The sequence below is a fragment of the Scytonema sp. PCC 10023 genome (assembly GCF_963920835.1).
Lineage (GTDB): Bacteria > Cyanobacteriota > Cyanobacteriia > Cyanobacteriales > Nostocaceae > Kalymmatonema.
The window spans coordinates 1-17,936 of sequence record NZ_CAWUDP010000109.1; the positions used below are offsets into that span (position 1 = coordinate 1).

8 protein-coding genes are annotated in these 17,936 nt (G+C 41.4%); 5 read left to right on the top strand and 3 right to left on the bottom strand.

What is annotated here, in order from left to right:
• From ACM0OZ_RS39785 to ACM0OZ_RS39800, 4 genes are all read left to right on the top strand, one after another.
• On the top strand, positions 1–1,476 hold a 1,476-nt coding region (locus ACM0OZ_RS39785), incomplete at its 5' end, for a hypothetical protein (protein ID WP_414588382.1).
• Positions 1,477–1,991: 515 nt separating this feature from the next.
• Positions 1,992–5,507: a hypothetical protein gene (locus ACM0OZ_RS39790; protein WP_414588383.1), complete on the top strand. Its 3,516-nt coding sequence runs from the start codon at positions 1,992–1,994 to the stop codon at positions 5,505–5,507.
• Between the two features lie 113 nt (positions 5,508–5,620).
• Positions 5,621–13,606: a YpsA SLOG family protein gene (locus tag ACM0OZ_RS39795; protein ID WP_414588384.1), complete on the top strand. Its 7,986-nt coding sequence runs from the start codon at positions 5,621–5,623 to the stop codon at positions 13,604–13,606.
• Positions 13,596–14,378 (top strand): hypothetical protein, encoded by a 783-nt coding sequence (locus ACM0OZ_RS39800; RefSeq protein WP_414588385.1) that lies wholly within the window; start codon positions 13,596–13,598, stop codon positions 14,376–14,378. The genes ACM0OZ_RS39795 and ACM0OZ_RS39800 overlap by 11 nt, the downstream gene beginning before the upstream one ends.
• A gap of 218 nt (positions 14,379–14,596) precedes the next feature.
• Here ACM0OZ_RS39800 and ACM0OZ_RS39805 read toward each other — a convergent pair whose 3' ends face one another.
• Positions 14,597–14,845, bottom strand: a complete 249-nt coding sequence (locus ACM0OZ_RS39805) for a hypothetical protein (RefSeq protein WP_414588386.1) — start codon at positions 14,843–14,845, stop codon at positions 14,597–14,599.
• Positions 14,846–15,481: 636 nt separating this feature from the next.
• Here ACM0OZ_RS39805 and ACM0OZ_RS39810 point away from each other — a divergent pair.
• Entirely contained in the window at positions 15,482–16,258 is a 777-nt protein-coding gene (locus tag ACM0OZ_RS39810) for a response regulator (RefSeq protein ID WP_414588387.1), read from the top strand.
• 4 nt (positions 16,259–16,262) lie between these two features.
• Here ACM0OZ_RS39810 and ACM0OZ_RS39815 read toward each other — a convergent pair whose 3' ends face one another.
• Together ACM0OZ_RS39815 and ACM0OZ_RS39820 are read right to left on the bottom strand one after the other, a co-directional pair.
• Entirely contained in the window at positions 16,263–16,871 is a 609-nt protein-coding gene (locus tag ACM0OZ_RS39815; RefSeq protein ID WP_414588388.1) for a DUF6753 family protein, read from the bottom strand.
• Positions 16,872–17,110: 239 nt separating this feature from the next.
• Positions 17,111–17,920: a hypothetical protein gene (locus ACM0OZ_RS39820; protein ID WP_414588389.1), complete on the bottom strand. Its 810-nt coding sequence runs from the start codon at positions 17,918–17,920 to the stop codon at positions 17,111–17,113.
• Between the last annotated feature and the right edge of the window lie 16 nt (positions 17,921–17,936).

A 17,936-nucleotide genomic window follows, 5' to 3' on the forward strand; every position in this document is an offset into this window, starting at 1 on the left:
TCAACGCTATCCAAAGCCAGACTCAGAGGGTGTTGCAAATTTTCGGACGAGTCTAGTAAGCATAAAACCCCAACGAGTAAGGAAATTATTCGGTCAGCGATAGGGGAAGCCATTAAAGATAGTCCCACCATCTCTACTTTCATCCAACGACTGGAGGAAAATAACATTGCGGTATTACCCAAGATGAGGGGAGATGAACTACTCGGCTTTACCTACATCCACAATCATGTCAAAATTGCTGGTTATCAAGTATACAAACATTACAGTTGGAAGAAACTCCAATCGGAATATAAGCTAATATATAAGCCTTCGAGGGATATAGACGTACTCCAACAAGCTAAAACAAAGGCATTTAGCCGTATAAACAATACCAATGTTAGCAAGGAACAATACAGTACTAATGATAAACCTACTAGCAGCAGTACAAGCAACAGTAGCGGCGATACCGACAGAAACTCTAACCTACCTATTAGTACAAATCTACTGACTAGCAATTATTCGGATGAGGGTTTGATAGTAGAGCCGAAACTGGAAGATAAGGTTACTGCAGCAACTGGCGGAACAAAAAGGAAAGTACAGTTCTCACAGCAAGAACAACGCTCCCGACAGTCACTTCCCCCACAAGAAGAATCCGAAATCGAACTGTCACTACCGAATGGTCAAAATACTCCTCCACCAGTTGAAAGCGAGGTAGAAGGACAACTGCCACCGCCACAAGAGGAAGAATTGAGGCAACCAATTCAGGTGGTTTTAATTGAGGTTGAGGAAGAACTATCACTAGAGAAAGAAGAATCTTCCGCACAACGGAGGGATTCCACAGAACTAGTTAACCACGATAGTAGTTCAACTTTCCCTACAGATAAATACGCGATCACCGAAGGTAGGGCTTTGCCCATCACAAAAGGCGGCTCCTTCAGGAACATCGCAAACTTTGTATATGAAAATTATCGAATCACATCTGAGCTACAGCCCCCCGAAGAAAAACCACTTGTACCTGCCCCCCAAGAGGAGAAACAACCACCAACTTTCATAGAAGATGAAATCTTGGGCTATCCTCCCATGCAGTCATCACAGGCGCAACTAAAGGAACAGCACTCCCAAGAGTCTCCCCCAGAAGAAACCTTTCTACCCACTACTGAACAACTCCCTAGCGAGCAATCTCCTTCAGAAGAAACTCTTTTGCCTTCACACTTGTGCCACCTGCCTTCAACCATTACTGACTATATGCTTGTTACTAATAGGCTCCGTATCAACGGACGGGAATTGAGCGCAAGCCTAGATGAAAATGTCCTGAGTGTTTGCCGTCATGGGGACAATACTCCTGTGATGCAAACCCAGTACTCAGAGGGGAAGTGGTATGAAGTTCAACCCACCCGACTAACAGCTAACGAAATCGAGCAAATCGAAAGCCTGCGAACTTTTACTCAACAAGCACTAATCAATAAATCACAATCTAAAGGGGGGATTGAACAGTAAAAACTTGCGCTTACTAGAAAGAAGAAAATACAACCACTTACGGCACTGGGCAAAGCCCAATCGCCCATGACGGGGCTGAGCGCGGAGCGCACGCACTCGCGTTCGCCCATCGCGCTTCGTCTGAAGCGCGATGCCTAACAGTCGATAGCAATTTTAACGCTCGCAGCCAATACCGTCTCTGTTGCGGTCAAATCCGTGCAGAGCGGACTGTAACTATAAGCACAACCAAGATAGCAAACATTACGAAAATTACGACCAATTTAGTACTAGTTAAAACATAATCGAGTAATTCGTAAATTTTTTACCATATTTAAATATTGATATTGCGGCAAATAAGGCTAACAAGCAATTAACCAAGAAAAAATCAAAAATATAATTAGCTTAAAATAAATACATTTTGCAGGTATAAATCAGAAAATTGTTGAATGGATTACCAAGATAGGGCAAGTAAAATCGAACTCTAGGGGTACTTTAGTGCAAAAAAGTAGAAATTTTATAAGTTTATTTTTTTATATATGACTATTCAAACTAAACATTTTGACACTAGATTAAATCAATGGATTCATATTGATGGTAATACTAACAACCCAGATTCACTTTTAAAAGAAGCGCTTAACAATACTCTACTAGAAAAATTTTTTCCTGGGGGAAACTTTTCCTTTGGGCATATGGACGAAAAGTCTACTGCTCTTCAACTAAAAAATCACCCTGATGGGCATAAGTTATTACTATCTTCAAAAACCCGATTATTATACGGTCCAGAAGAATATCTAGATGTCATTAAACAACTGTGTCCTGATAATAAAGATAGAGGTGCTTACGGCTCTATCTTCCTTGGTGCATGCAAATATGCCGTCAACCGAGAGTTAAACGTCTTAGTTGTTGATGACAGCAATGGGGAAAACGCTAGCATCATCAACAATGACCAAGCATATCGACTAACAGGGGACTGTTACGGACAAATTTCCACAGAGTTATACCACCAGCTAACGGGACACCAAGAAGGCGACCAATACCGCGTCATCCAGCACCGCTTCGGCTGGATTGACCAGGACGGGAATGATACAAAATACCGCTTCGGTAAAGGTACGCTGCGCCCTGCAAACCTTGGCCAAATCCTTAACTATCAAGACCCCAATAACCAGACCAAAATTGACCTAGTTCTTCCCCTGTCTGCATTCAAGGGAACTGATAAAGACAACCCTAATGGCGCAACTAAACCACAAATTCAACCTGGACTGTACAGGCAAAATATTTGGTTAGGTGAAAAATCACAGTCTGAACTTGGTAAGACAGCTATCTCACAGTTACTTGCTTCCTTCCCCAATGGAGTGAAAGACTTTACCGAACAACTAGAACTCGAAGCCAAAAGACTTAAGGAAGCACAGGACGACCCCCGGCAACTAGCCCAACTTTATTGCGAAAAGTACGAGAAGCGGAAAGCCTTTCTAGAAGAACAAGCAACCACACTTGAAGAACAAGCCGAAAGCGATTCAACAGTAGCATTCGAGTTAGAGACACTGCGCGATGGCGCGGGAGCGCCCGTCGTAGGCGATCGCCTTACTAATGACTCGTTTATCTACAAACTCATCAAAGCTGACCTGGAAGGACAAGAACAGCTGCTCGAAACCGAGAAGGTACAGCGAGAACTCGCTCGGTTCGTTCAAAACGAGTGGAAGGAAATCGCCATCGGCAAAACGCTCACGTTTGAACGGGCGATGGTCATTCCCTCCAAAGACCTGCAGAACGGCGAAATCTCCATCCCCCATTACCAGGATGGAGAACAAGTCCTCAACTTCCGCTCCCCCTTCCTCAACTCAAACGGTCTATGTGTCTCCACCAACAAAGTTGTAGAAGACATACTTGGACCAGATGGCAAACCCCTCGCAGGTGTTATCGCTGTCTCGGACGAAACAAGCGATCGCATTTACAACCGCCTAAACGAACAACTTTTATTTATCCTTCCCGAAGCCCAAGGGAAAAATATTCAGTTAGAAGGTATTGAAAATTACTTGGACAAAAATATCGGCAAGCTGGAAACTAAAGACAAAATTGAATTTACCAATAAATTTAACGAGTATATTAAAAAACTTCAATCAGCTGGTTATGAACTAGAAATTCTTCCCCAAGAGTCCGAACAGGAACGCCAAGCCCGCGATTACGATGGTGACTGCATCGGGTTCCTTGCAGCAAGCAAATACCCTAACCTCACAGCAGAAGCTCTTGAGTGCAACCTACCTGAAAACGTTTACGCTCCAACTGTTAAACTTAAAAAACAATCTTTCTACCAAGAAGACGGTACCCAGCCTGAATTTGAAGAAATTGCTATCCACATGAGCGATGGCATTAGCGTCGGTGTTATCAATAATCACCTTACGTCAATCGAAGCGTTAGAGTCAGAAATTACCATATTGAAAACCTTTGGTAGTGAAAAAGACCAAATTGACTACGTACAGCAGGTAGCTAAACACTACGAAGATTTGTTCAAGACAGAAGCCTGGGCAAAGTCCAAGGGTATAGAAGGTAAAGAAGTTCCCGACAAGTATCGCGCTTCCTTGGAAGAGTTTGTCCAAACTGTTCGCAAGAAACCCCTAACCCAGGCAAATGCGCTCTTTGCGATGAATACCAACACCCGAATATACCGCGAAATGATAGAGTCAGCAGCATTTCAAAACCAAATTGCGGTTGACCTCTTCAAAAGTGCCAAAAAACCCGAAATGGAAATTATCCGCAACAACAGTCGGATTCTCCACCGGGAAGTCAACTACATACGGGACAAGAAGAAAGATATTTATATTGATAGCACCATCCAACCAACGGGATACTCGCCTGTTGAATTATTAATTGCTAAAACTAATCAGTATTTTGAGAAGGCTCGTCTCGAATCACGCGAACTCGTCCAATTTCAGGATTTATTTAAGGGAGTTGAATTTTCAAATTCACAGCGCTTACAATGCACCGTAGCCAAGAGGCAATTTGATGAATTATTTAACCGAGCGAGTGAGCTATCTAGACAAAAAGAAACGGAAAAAGGGCCGTCGGCAATTATTACACTTGCTAATGGCAATCAAGTCAGTGTAACTAACCTTCTACAGTATGATAACGAACTAATCTGGAAAGCTAATAAAATTACCCTCAAACTATCAGAAATACCAGACGAAAAACGCAGTATTAGCCGCTCGCATAAATATATCTTATACGCCCAAATCAACGATGAAACTGAGAATGGTAAACCCAAGTTTAGAGCATTAGGAACGCTTGCTAAGGAGCAGGAAAATAAACTGGAAGAGATAGGAATTACGCCAGGACAGGAAGTAACCTCTAACAAAATATCCTTCCAGCCTGAACTGAGTGAAGGTCAGATTAAACTTCTCTACCAAAAAGCCTATCAAGCAGCAGAGGAATTTTATAATTCGGTTCCCGATAGCGAAGCGGGACGCGATAGCGTCCTAGACCAAAAACTAGCAATGGCGGCTGCCACATGGGCAGTTTCAACTACTCGTGAAAGTAGTAATGAAAAAGGTAACGATAACCAAAAGAAGGTTTCTAATTTCGCATTTGCTGCCTTTTCCCAAGAAATTATCAGTCGGCTAGAAACACTTCAGTTTAGCGAATTTAGCATCACTGGGTTCGACCGCAATAGTGAAGTTTTTAATGAGAATCAACCCCAAAATATTCGGTTTAATATAGGCGAAAATGGAAAGAGCGTAATTGAAATACAGAATCAAGAGGGTAATTACGAAACATTTGGAAACATCGAACAGAATAACGCTCGACTGCCCATTGGTACTACTGCTACTGCCAGCATCGCCAAAGGTGAGGTATATACTGCCTCTGTCACAACCAAAGTACCCGGACTTCCAGAACTCACCTTTAAGGTAGGTGAAGTTAATAAGTTTGGAAATAATTCTCAAAGGTTCAATAATGAACCTTTAAGAAGGCAGAAGTACGAAGGCAGAAGGCAGAAGGCGTCCCCACGAATGAATTCGGGGGATTTAATAAAGTTGCTACGCGTTTATTTTTCTCCATAAATAAATTCAGGGGCTTTAAACCTTATGGCAGAGAACAGAGGACTTATTTTTGTATCAAAGCTTACCTTCTTTCCTTCTGCCCTCTGCCCTCTGCCCTCTGCCTTTCTTCGGTAATGTTAACAATCGAAAAAGTTGACCTGATTCGAGAAGACTATAGTATTTATATTCAAAATGGTAACAACCCGGAAAAGTTAGGTAATATCGATAAGGAATCAGTAAAAGAGGGCATTGTCCAAGGCTGGTTAGCAGAAAAGCCCGGAAACGGACAACAGTTAAAGCTTAAAGTTCAAACCATCACGACTAGAGAAAATGCTTATGCTATAGCAGAAACAACTGAAGGTAATCTGTTACGAATTAATATTACTAATCCAAGGTACAAAAAACAGGATCTTAATGACCAAGGGTTTAGAGAAACTTTAGTTAGAGCATTTGATAAAAAGCACGTTTATATCGCTAAGATCGGCGACCAATCACTCGGTATTATCGGTCAGCACGCCGAACGACTCGAAGCCGAGTTAAATAAAGGAAATGGACAGATACAGTGGCAAAGAAAAGAAAGTAGCACTGTACAAAAACTAATTGATACAGGTATTATTCGCTCCAATCAGCAGCGAACCAGTATCCCTGTACAAATTACCAGTAATGAAAGTACCTGCAAGATAACCATTAACCCAGAAACTGTACAGTATTCCGACCGATGGATTAAGCGCAGTCAGCTTGTAAGCAACGAGCAGCCTGTCAGGAACGAACAGCAAGAAAAAAGTAACCAAATACTTGCTAAAATTAACGAACGTCCTACAATAATGTTCCAAGATAAAGAACAAAAATTAGTAGGAATTGTGGGATTAGCAGTTGATGAAAAATTAGCCGAAAGAACGAAAAAGTATCTAGAAAAAGTAGGAGTATCATACGAACAGCTTCCGGCGTCACAAGCTCGGTTAGAAGCCAAAAAGGGTATGACTGTATTCATGCTCGATGAAAGTACCATCAGTGATGAACTAAAACAAACGTTTATTGACCGTGCTGGTGGTAATATCAAAAGTGCAGATACTCTTCTACAACCCACCCCAATTATTCCCGAACAAACTGTATATTTCTATAACCCAGCTTATATTGATGAAGAAGGTTCGCAACAAATCAAAGACGCTGTAGGATTCGTAGTCCCAGCACAAGATGCCATTGCAGTACACGACTGGTTAGAGTCCAAAGATACAGAAAATAGTTACATCATCGAAAACGACAGTAACACGGCAATATTTATCCTGGAGAATAACCAAGTAGGCTCAGAACTTCAAGAAGGTCTAAAGACCCTGCTGGGAGAACCTATTGACATTAGCAACGGATCGGGATTTGAGCGTTACGAATCGTTAAGTCAAGAACTCAGCGAAAGGGTTTATCAACAGGGTAGCCTGCTGTCCCAAAACCAAAGTCCAGAATTAAGCGAATACAAACAGGCACTTCAATCGCTGCCTAACCGTTTAAAAAAGCTAAACCAGGAAGAAGCGCCATTAGGAATTACACCTGCAAAACCTGTACAAGAGGAAAATGCAACTGGTACACCCCCTGCGTTAGCAAAGCTTTCCATAGGAATCGCAGGCGAAGTGCCAACAGGACAAACGGAACTACAAGTAAGTATCCTTTCTCAAAAACCTGTGGCAACAGAGATAACACAAGACTACAGGTATAACCCACAAACAAACCCATACTTCAATTTACCACCAAGCACTCCAAGTGCAACGACCGCCGAAGGGCTAGATAACTCGCCACAGCGTGAAGCAGTTATTGCATACACACCAGAGTATAGCTGGGTATCAGAAGATTACGGATATTCACCTGCGATCGCATTGGTAGTAGACTTCCGCGAAATTACAAAAGCCAGAGATTTTCTTCATGAGAATGGATTCGATTTTGATGAAACTTTAGACAATACAGAGGGTTTTAATAAGGGTTATTATGAGTTTAACCTCAAAGCCAAAGATGTTTCTGATGAACAGTTACAACTAATAAAAAAAACGTTTAAAATTAAAACAGAACTTGATAATAGTTCTAAAAAAGGCTCTCAGCAAGAGGAATTTACAGATTGGTTAGAACAACAACCAGAATTTAGTGAAGAAATTATCAAAGAGCTAGAGTCTTACAGCAGTAATCTATACCTTCAACATAGCAAATTATGGTCAGAGTATAATCAAACTAACGTTGAAAGGTACATAGACTTAAATGAACCACCATCCGCAAGGTTTGTAGAGTTCATAGAAAGTATTCCTAACCTCAATCAAGAAGAACTTAACACAGAAGCACAAAAACTTACTAATTTAGAATTAGCATGGATTAAAGCTGCTACCGAGGTAGAAAACGAAGTACCATCTCCTACGACTAGCAGTGAGTGGAGCAAGTTTGTACAAGATACTCTAGTAAATAATTACCCTCAGCTAGCTTCTGCAATTGAAAGCTTTCCATCCAAAGCAGTTGAAGAAGTTAAACCTATTCTTAAACTAGAAAGAGAAGCTAACACAGAACTAAATGGTAATAAGCTTGAAGAAGCTCTCAAGCTAAAGCAGAAAGCCATCGAAAAATACGGTGAAAAATCATTTGAATTAATTACTCAAAAAGCAGAAAAAGCATTTGAGAATACACAAAGTCAAGAAGCCGCTACAAGTAATGTAGCTATCATAAGCTTCAAGGGAATTAACAGCGATAATAAAGATGCTGCAGCGGGAGTAGAAATCACAACTCCTGATGGTAAAAAGATACAAATCAGCGAGTCTATCGGAACAGCAACGGGACCACAAGCAGAATATAAAGCTGCAATACTGGGATTGAAAAAAGCCCAAGAGATGGGAATTACGAATATTAAACTAGAAGGTGATTCTTCTACTGTTATATACCAACTTCAAGACAGATATCAAGTAAAATCATCCGACCTCAAACCGTTACATCAAGAAGCAAAAACGCTATTAAGCCAGTTTCAGAAACAAGAAGTTAGTTTTGTTTCTAACAACGGAAAAAGCTCAAGCGCAAAAAAGATAGCAGAAACTAAATTAAATGAGAATAAACTCGCAGCAACTCGCAAACAAGTTGATATTGTACTACAAAATAGTATAGCAACACTCAACGAAGGACAAAAGAATGCGTTAAGCAAGATGGTTGCTTTCTCCCAACAACCGATTAGCGGTAACAGTAAAGATAACGAATTCTTACTAACGGGATACGCTGGTACAGGTAAAACTTACGTTATTCAGCAATTACTCAAAATACTCAAACAGGGAGAACAGCAGACAAAAATTTGTTTTACTGCTGCCACCAATAGCGCGGTTAAAGTATTGCGCGAAATGGGAGAATCACAAGGAATTGAAGCCGATACTAAGACAACACATTCACTATTAGGACTCAAAGAAAAGTATAACGAAGTCACCGGCGAGGTATTTTACGACCGCGATAAAAAAGAAAGGAATAACCAGCACCTCAAGTACGATATCATCGTCGTCGATGAAAGTTCGATGATAAATAAAGCGTTGCGCGAAAAGCTTGAAGAGGTTGCCAAACAAGGCGTGAAAGTGATTTATATGGGAGACGATGCACAACTTCCTCCCGTTGGTGAACCAGCCAGCGCCGTATTCCAGATCGAAAATCGTGCAGATTTAACAGAAGTCATGCGCTACGGTGGTGACATTGGTAAAACCGCTGAAACTATTCGCAACAATATCGACAGTACAAAACCTGAAGCAATTCGCACCTCCGAAGACGGCACTATTGTTGCACTATCTAAAGACGATTTTAAAGAAAAAATAGTCGAACTATTTAATTCTAAGGAATTTAAGGAAGATAACAGTAGCGTCAAAGTAATTGCCTATACAAACAGCCGCGTAGACCAAATTAACGCCTTCGTTAAAGAGCAGATTTTCGGAAAAAATAGTCCAGAATACGTGCCAGGTATGCGAATTATGGCACGCAGTCCTGTTATTGAGGACAATAGGGAAAACCTCAAGACTCTTCTGCATAGTTCAGAAGAAATGACGATTATCAAAGCCGAGAAAATTCGAGAAAATAACTACAATGTTTGGGTATTATCAGGAGTCAACGAAGATAACAAGGAAATTGAATTCAAAGCTGTAGCCCAAGAAAGCAAACTTTTGTTTGCTGAAGATGTTGACAAATTATTCAAAATTGAACATTCCAAACCTCTAGGAGAAAGAGAATATGCCGTTCCTGCTACATATAAACAGCAATATGGCGATATTCGTCTGGCGTATGCGATTACCGTACACAACTCTCAAGGTAAAACAATTCGTAAAGGGTTAGTTGATGAAAGCAACATTAACTACCGAAGGCAGCTTGCGCTGAAAGAACAAGACCCCAAAGAACGCGAACGCGGTATCAGAGAACACAACCAATTGCGTTATGTCGCCATGACGCGCTTCAAAGAACAAATATTTGTACTCGGCGACGAACGCACTCAACAAACTGAATTAAGCACCCCAGCTATTGCTCTTGTCGAAAGTAATGAATCCATAACATTACCATCCGCAAGAGCTGCCGACCCCACCAAGGCTATCGAAATCCTCGGCAAAGTCAGTCCTGATAAAGTCGAAGCCCTGCGATCGCATCTCGAAACTCATTTCAAACCCCTGCTCGAAAACGACAAATCAAATTATTCACCCGGAAGGCAAGTAGCATGGGTAGGAGCAAAATGGGACTTAAAAGAGAAAGACTTTAAGCCAGGAGTACAAGACGACGCACTGATAGCGCTGGTTAAGCAAGTATACCCTGATGCCGATATAGTTCTGGTAACTTACTCAGAACAACCAGGATCTGGCATCAACTACCACGGTGACGATTCCTACGCCGCAACAGAAGCCCGCAGCATCAATATAGGAAACTCGGAGTGGGGATACCGCGCCGCCAAAGAGCAAATGGCGTGGACTAAGGGAGAAAATCCTAACGCCCAATATCAGGAATTTAAGCTGGAATCGGGTATAGTAACGCGCTTCAACTGCAAAAACGAACATGCCGCCTTTAACACGGAAGCTGGCAGATGGTCCATCAACATCTGGTCGGTGAAAAATGACCTGGGTAAAGATAATAGCGTGCGCGAGAAATTTGAAAACTTCCTCGCCTCAAAGCAATCTCCCCGCGCGGTAGTCAACAGTAATGATGACCTCACTATCAAAAGCGACGAGTGGACACCTGGGGGAGAGATTAAAGTCAAACGCAGCTACAACTCCCTCAAAGAAGCCACTCGAAACACGCCCACGCCCAAGCAAAATCAACTAACCGTCAAAGAAATTATTACCATTGGAAATCAGACTACAGGGCGTGCTCAAAACCCCCAGATTCCAGAAAACCCTAGTATATTTGGAAAACCAGTACCAATGGTTTACTCGCTCTTACTGCATGGTGAACCCCCCAAACTACCAGTCAACACGACCATCGATGCCATGCGCGGACACTTTCGGGTACACACCACCAGGGGAGTAGACTACCAAAAAGTTTATGGCATCAAGGAAGGAGATATTGCGGTAGCCCTTGGTAAAAATGGCGAGCAAGTAGCCTTCCGGGTAGGTAAGCAATACGAAATTACCCCCCAGATGATTCAAAACCCAGCTTATCAACAAGCCTGGGCAAACTGGGAAAAACACTCAGTAAAAGAACTTACTCAAACTCAGGCACAGAAGCGTAGGATATATGGCTTATTTATGGAACCCCTGGGGGATTACGTCAACGGCAAGATTGTTCCGTTCCCAAACCAGTGCGTTGCACAGGACAGTGCCGTGGACGGGTTTCCCAACCTAGGAAACTGGAATGCCTCTAAGGGAGGAGCAACGCTTGCACTTCGCGTCTGGGCAGGAGATACCTGTAAGGGCGTTGGGGTTCCCCCGACTGTGCAAACTGGCGCACCCGTACAAAAACAACCTGCCGCTTCTGTTAATATCAGTCCCGACTCCAAAGATGGGCTCTTAGCAGCACTTGCCAATGCCACTGCACTTGCCAAAGAAGAAGGTAAGCTACAAAACGATTATCAAGTTTCAGTCAATAACAACCCAGAAGCTGCTGCCGGACGGTATGGAGTAGAAACCCACTTGCAGAAGCCTGAAGGTGTAGCATATGCATCTGCCGAACACGCATTCAATCACCAGAAGCAGTTAAATCCATCGACAGATGAATACAAATTGATGGTAGAAGTACTCCAGGCTAAGCTCGAACAGCACCCCCGACTATGTAGTGCGATCGCAGAACGAGGGGGAACTGAGTGGTTAGAAAACTGTACCAATATCACCAATACCCAAGATAAACAGTGGGAAGGTAAGGGTAAGGACTCAGCATTCATCCGCGCTCTCACTGAAGTATATACCAATGTAGTCGAAAAATCACAACAAGCAACCGTTTCAGTTGCACCGACCAATATTGAAACAAAGACAGAAGTTAAGACCCAACCAGTTAAAGTTATTAGCGGCGGACAAGCTGGCGCTGATATGGGGGGACTCCGAGGCGCAAAGGCATTGGGACTAATTACTGGAGGCACAGCCGCTGCCGGATGGATGACCGAAAACGGTGCGAATCCCAACCTGCAAGAATATGGACTTGTCGAGGGGGAAAAAGGAAGTACCGCTACCGAAACGTACAACAAGCGCACGGTTGAAAACATTCGTAATTCTGACGGTACTGCCATCTTTGGCGATGTCAATAGCCCTGGTAGCCGCTTCACAGTACAAGCAGCCCAAAATATGGGTAAGCCAGTATTGCACGTACCGATCGATACTTCACTCAATAATCGTCCCACCGCCGCACAGCAACTCCGCGAGTTTGTCGAACAAAACAACATTCAAACTCTCAACATTGCTGGCAATCGGGAAAGCAAAGCACCAGGGCTACAAGCTGCGGTAGCTGAAATCGTACAAATAGGACTTGCGTACCAGCAGAACAAAGAAAACACTCGTAACTCACCTGCTACACTTGATACTGCAGAACAAGAAAAACCCGTAGTAACTTCCGAAATCATTTCACCAAAAGTTCAAACAGAAAAACAAGTAGCCCCTGGCATTAACTTTAACTCGCGTTGTCCTGACTCTCTAGGTGCTGTACTTACCAGCACAACAGTTAAATCCAAGCAAGTAGGTACTATCCAGGGTGAGTATATTGTCTCCTTCCGTGACAATCAGGCAATGCCAGCTGGTAGCTACGGACCAGAAACCTACACGCAATCAAAACCCGAAGGGCAACCGTTCTTGTCGGCAGAGCAAGCTTTCTATGCCTATAAAGAAACCTTGTTATTAGGCGAACCCAGAGTTCAACTAATGGCTGAAATACTTACTGCACGCTTTGAGCAACACCCGAGACTAGTTGAAGCAGTCACAGAACGGGGTGGAGTCGAATGGCTACAACAATGCACTTATTACGTGTCCAACTCAAAAGATAACTTTTGGGAAGGGAAGGGGGAACAATCGCCGTATATCCGAGCGCTAAAGATGGCGTACATCAATGTCCTAGAAAAGAGCCTCTTGAAAGAGAAATCCCCTCCTAGTCCAAGTCCAGTAAAACCGCCGCAACAAACCCAACAGCCCGATATTGAGCAGGCGCTTGCATCGCCTTCTCATCCCAGAACACAGCCGGTTGGAGCGATGGATGGAATCATCGAGCGGATGAGAGCAAATACAGTTCAAAATCTTCAAGATTGGTATATAGCTGCTCAAAAGCTTAATAAATCAGAAAATTATTTATCACGAATTCAAGAGGTAACTGATTTATACATCAAAGAAAATATTAGTCTTGAAAAGACTTTTAAAGCAATGGAGCGAGATATTAAAGAACTAGAAAAAATTAACGAAATGACAAGTCTTGCCCAACGTGTGGTTAAAACAATTGGGCAAGAAGATATCAATGGCATCATGTCAGTACAAACTGAAAAGTACAAAATCGCCACCAAAGCCCAAAATCAAACTTACTTAGTTAAGGATAAAGATGACAACGTATTATTATATATTAAAGAAGGAACAATCCAGGTAAATAACATCAATGATGAAAGCTTACAAGATTTTCAATTCATGAAGTTGCGTATTGAAAACACACTGAAAGATATCAAAAAAGATTTAGTTGAAAGATAAAAAACAAATGGAAACACTAATTAAAATCGCATTGGAACAAGGATATACAGTTTCGCAAGCAGCTAGTATGGTTAGAGAGTTAATCAAACAGCTTGATATTCCTTCTAAAAAATTTGAAGAGGCAGCACTCAATCCTCCTAGTGCCGAAAAACAGAAAGAAGTTGCTCAAAATTTAAGTCTAACCCTAAACGAAATCAACCAAAAATCACAAGCTGAAGGAAAAATTAAGTCAGTAGAAATTGAACAAATCACTTTCATTAATCAACAATTATTTTCATTAATTGAAAATAATAAAATAGTGGAGGAGACTGCTGAATCAGAGTTTAAAAGCAACTCCACAAGTAAAAATGACGATAACAGTGGCAACCCAACAGAAGACAGCCAAGAAGATAAGAGACAACCAATTGCCACTGAATCTCAAATTCAACAGTTCGTTATTCCTATGATTATAAAACGCTTAAATACATATGGAAAACTAGATAATGAGACACAAAGTATTGTTTATAAGGGTGAGGAATATACCGCTAGCCTACGGTTAGAGAAAGGCTTACAAACTCTCAGTCTTGATAGAACTTATCCTGAATTAGAAGAAAACCAAGAATCACTATTATTAGCATCTAGGAACAATAACTCAGAAGAATACTCTATCATCATTAATAACCTTACTAAAGATGAATTGGAGCGCTTAAAAGCACTGTTTGAACAACAAGCACGCCGTGAAGAAAATCAGCAGCTAACTCAAACCAAGCAATCTGATAAAGAACTCGGTTAACTTGATGAACAGGGTGTGGGAGATGGGGTGTGGGGTGTAGGGAACCCCATCAATGAATTGAGGGGTTTCAAATAAGGAATGGGTTTTGTTTTCTCCATCAATAAATTGAGGGGCTTCAAACCATTTGGGTGCTCTTCTTAGGGTTTTCATTTCATCAAACAACTCTATGAACCCCTACACCCTACACCCAAACCTGCAACCCCTTCTTCGGTGAAGTCCTAGATTAGCCCTGCCCAGATTCCATAGAAATAAAATATAAATATAAGAAGATACCTTTGTTTCATCTGGAGGGGCATCTTAGGACAAACAATAACAGCGTATGCGAAATAAAAAAGAGACAAAGCATAATCAGCTAAATTTGTTGATTTTACTGGCAATAAACCTAAGCCAATAAAACACAACAATCCCATGATAAGCCAGCCACAAACTGCTTCAATTGTATCTAAAACTTTATTTTTAGTTTTCATATTAGTTAATAGAAACTTTATCAAAAACTATTTATATAAAACAAAATTACGTAAATAAATATACGTAAGTAGCTCATTTTAAACCAGCAAAAAAATTATAAAAATTATAAATAATAGGACTTTGATTGAGTGCCATTTTTATTTACAATAATCGTTACAAAGCTATATTAACTATATATTCTTTGTAAAGAGTATGACTCAACCTAAAAAGAGATGATATAAAGAATATGACAAAGCCCTTCGGGCAACGCAAAGGACAGACGAGCCACTGCGTCCTTGGAGGTTCCTGAGGACAGTGCCTTCACCCGCTGAGAGCTAGCGCTAACGGAGGAGGGTAAAGAAAGCCGGAAGAAACCGTCCGTCCCGTTGAGTGCAAGTGGTGTGCCAGACAAGAGAAGGAAATAAGTTTTTGATGATACTAAAAGCCCTTGTGCCTTGCGTAAATGGTATAACCCCCTACCTTATGGCAAGGACAAAATGAAATTATATTCCTTGTTAAGTTCCTCTACCTTATGGCATGGAGATTCCCTTCTGCCTTGTGTCTATGTCCTCCGAACACTCTACGCGTACCTCGCTCTGCGTAGCGCTTACGTACTTTTGCTTTTTTAATCATTTAACATAATATCATTTTTTTCTATGAAACTCATTAATATTGTGATTATTGAGAATGAAGATGTATCCAGAATCGGCGCAGCAACCATACTATCCGAAACCGGAAAAATTCAGGTATGTGGACTTGCCAAATATGGTAAAGAAGGGTTAGAGCTTATCAATAATCAACAACCAGATATCGTCATTGTTGATATTGATTTACCTGATATTAGTGGTGTTGACATTGTTAGTAGAATTAAGTACACAAATCAAGCAGTTAAAATAGTCGTTATGACTGCAAATAGCAGTCGGGAAGTTATTAACGCAGCGCTAAGTAACGGTGCGGACTGCTACTATAGTAAAGGATGCACCCGAGAAGAAAAGGGAGAACGACTCGTTGAAGCAGTACTTGCTGCGTACAATGGCGAATCGTGGATTGACCCAAGCATCAATCGCATTCTAATTGAGAGTCTCAGATCAAAGGACTCGTTTGAAAAAAACTCATACAAATTACTAAGCGAATTTTCTGTCAAAGAAATAACAATTCTTAAACTCATTGCCCAAGGTATGAAAAACGACCAAATCGCTAACAAGATGTACTTGTCTGAGGGTACAGTGCGGTCGTATATGCATACCATGTTCACCAAACTCGGTGTAAAAGATAAATTAAATGCTATGCGTGAAGGAATCCGACTAGGAATTTTAGAGTTCACAGACATGAAGATTGAACAAGAGACTAACGAACCATCTTGCACAGTAGTCAAGAAAAACAGCCAAAAAAGCAAAAGAACTAGCAGCCAACACAAAGGCTGGGCTGCATGAACAGCTAATCAATTGCAATAATACAACCGCCAGCAAATTTTTTCTGCTGGCGGCAAGTTCTGATAATGGCGGCGTTTTTAGTATAAATGCTATACGCTACCTTACCCTCATCTGATTTTGCCCAGTCCAAAAGCTTTTTGTCTTGGGGTGGCAAAACGGCTTGGGAAGATTTTGCAGTACTTGCAACCGTCATGTGTGTAAAAACACCAATAGCAGTTCCTAACGCCAACACAAATCCCAATACCCCCGCTACTTGCGCTAGTCGCCAATTACTTATGCTCAAATGTGGTAAACTTTCACCAACATCCTGCTTGGTCTTTTGAATCAAGTCCTTCGCTGCTTGTGCGATCGCGCTCTTTTGTTGCTGTACAGCCACGTGAGACGCAGTGTTAAGTTTATCATCCACCATGTCAGCCCAACCCACCACAACCGAGTCAAGCTTACCTGGTAGTTGCTGCAACACAAACTGGGTTGTACCTAACTCCGCATATAGGTTAAACAAAGGGTCATCTGGTCGAATGCCCAACTGAAGTATCCAATCAGCAACCTCAGCTTTTTTCTCCTCAGTGTAGGTGGCAACAAGTTTTTCAACAACTTTTACAATATTAGTCATAGGTCAATTAAATAATGAATTTAACAAGAAAGAATTCAGGAGTCAGGAGTCAGAATTCAGTATGAATTCTGTACGACTGGCGGATGAATAAGTGGGTTTAAGTCCCCCACTAAATCAAAGATTTAGTGGTCTACAATTAGTGGCGGGTCTGAATCCCCCACTAATTGATTCTGATTCCTGAATTCTGACTTCTGGGTTCTTCTTCAAAAATCTAACTTTCAACTTGGTAAAGCAAGTACTTACCATTTCTCTGGTTCAAAGTCTTCAGTTGAATCAAGATTGTCAGGAGTTTGCGTACTTGCACCCGAAAACACTAATTCCGCACGAGTAGCACTCAAACCCAAATAGTTAGAAGCAATTCCGTTAGAAACTATTGAACTGTGGAAATTCTCCACCCAGTTAAATACTATCGAACGCTGAATCATGTTAAGCTGCGAGTCAGCTTTAATTGCCTGAACATAAGGTAAAGCCGTATCCTCAAGCAACTGGTAAAAATCATTATGCAACGCACCTAAAACCAACTCCAAGCTGTTTAATTTTTGAAGCTCAGCTTGGACTTTACTACCGTCATAATACCGAAATTGGTTACCAAAGTAATGATTTTTTATAATCACATAATCAACGCGATCGCCAAAGTGTTGGCATAAATCCTGAAGATACTCCTCAACACAATCTTTCCGATGGGATATCGGGTGCAAGAAAGTGACACGATATCCCAGACAGTTGATATTTTCTATCAGCGAAACATCTTTCTCAAAAATCTTAAATTCTGGTAAGTTTTGACCTGGCATATCAGTCAAAATTACTTCAATATTTGGGAACATCTCTAAGTCAAGTAACAGCCTATCAGAATCACCCCTAGAAAAACCCAAATGGGTTATATCAAAGCCTTCTGTTTGATACATTGACAACTTATTGCGATACCCGTGATAGAAAACACGCGCATTAAGTTTATTTTTCAGGTACAATTCTAGTAGAATCCTGGAAATTGTGGACTTACCGACACGGGCATCCCCAACCGTAATTACAAAACGTTTTCCATTCATCATCAAGTCACAAAAATAA

Coding starts and splice junctions, on each gene's coding strand:
- ACM0OZ_RS39790 (WP_414588383.1), top strand. CDS start 1,992: ATGACTATTCAAACTAAACATTTTGACACTAGATTAAATCAATGGATT.
- ACM0OZ_RS39795 (WP_414588384.1), top strand. CDS start 5,621: ATGTTAACAATCGAAAAAGTTGACCTGATTCGAGAAGACTATAGTATT.
- ACM0OZ_RS39805 (WP_414588386.1), bottom strand. CDS start 14,845: ATGAAAACTAAAAATAAAGTTTTAGATACAATTGAAGCAGTTTGTGGC.
- ACM0OZ_RS39810 (WP_414588387.1), top strand. CDS start 15,482: ATGAAACTCATTAATATTGTGATTATTGAGAATGAAGATGTATCCAGA.
- ACM0OZ_RS39815 (WP_414588388.1), bottom strand. CDS start 16,871: ATGACTAATATTGTAAAAGTTGTTGAAAAACTTGTTGCCACCTACACT.
- ACM0OZ_RS39820 (WP_414588389.1), bottom strand. CDS start 17,920: ATGATGAATGGAAAACGTTTTGTAATTACGGTTGGGGATGCCCGTGTC.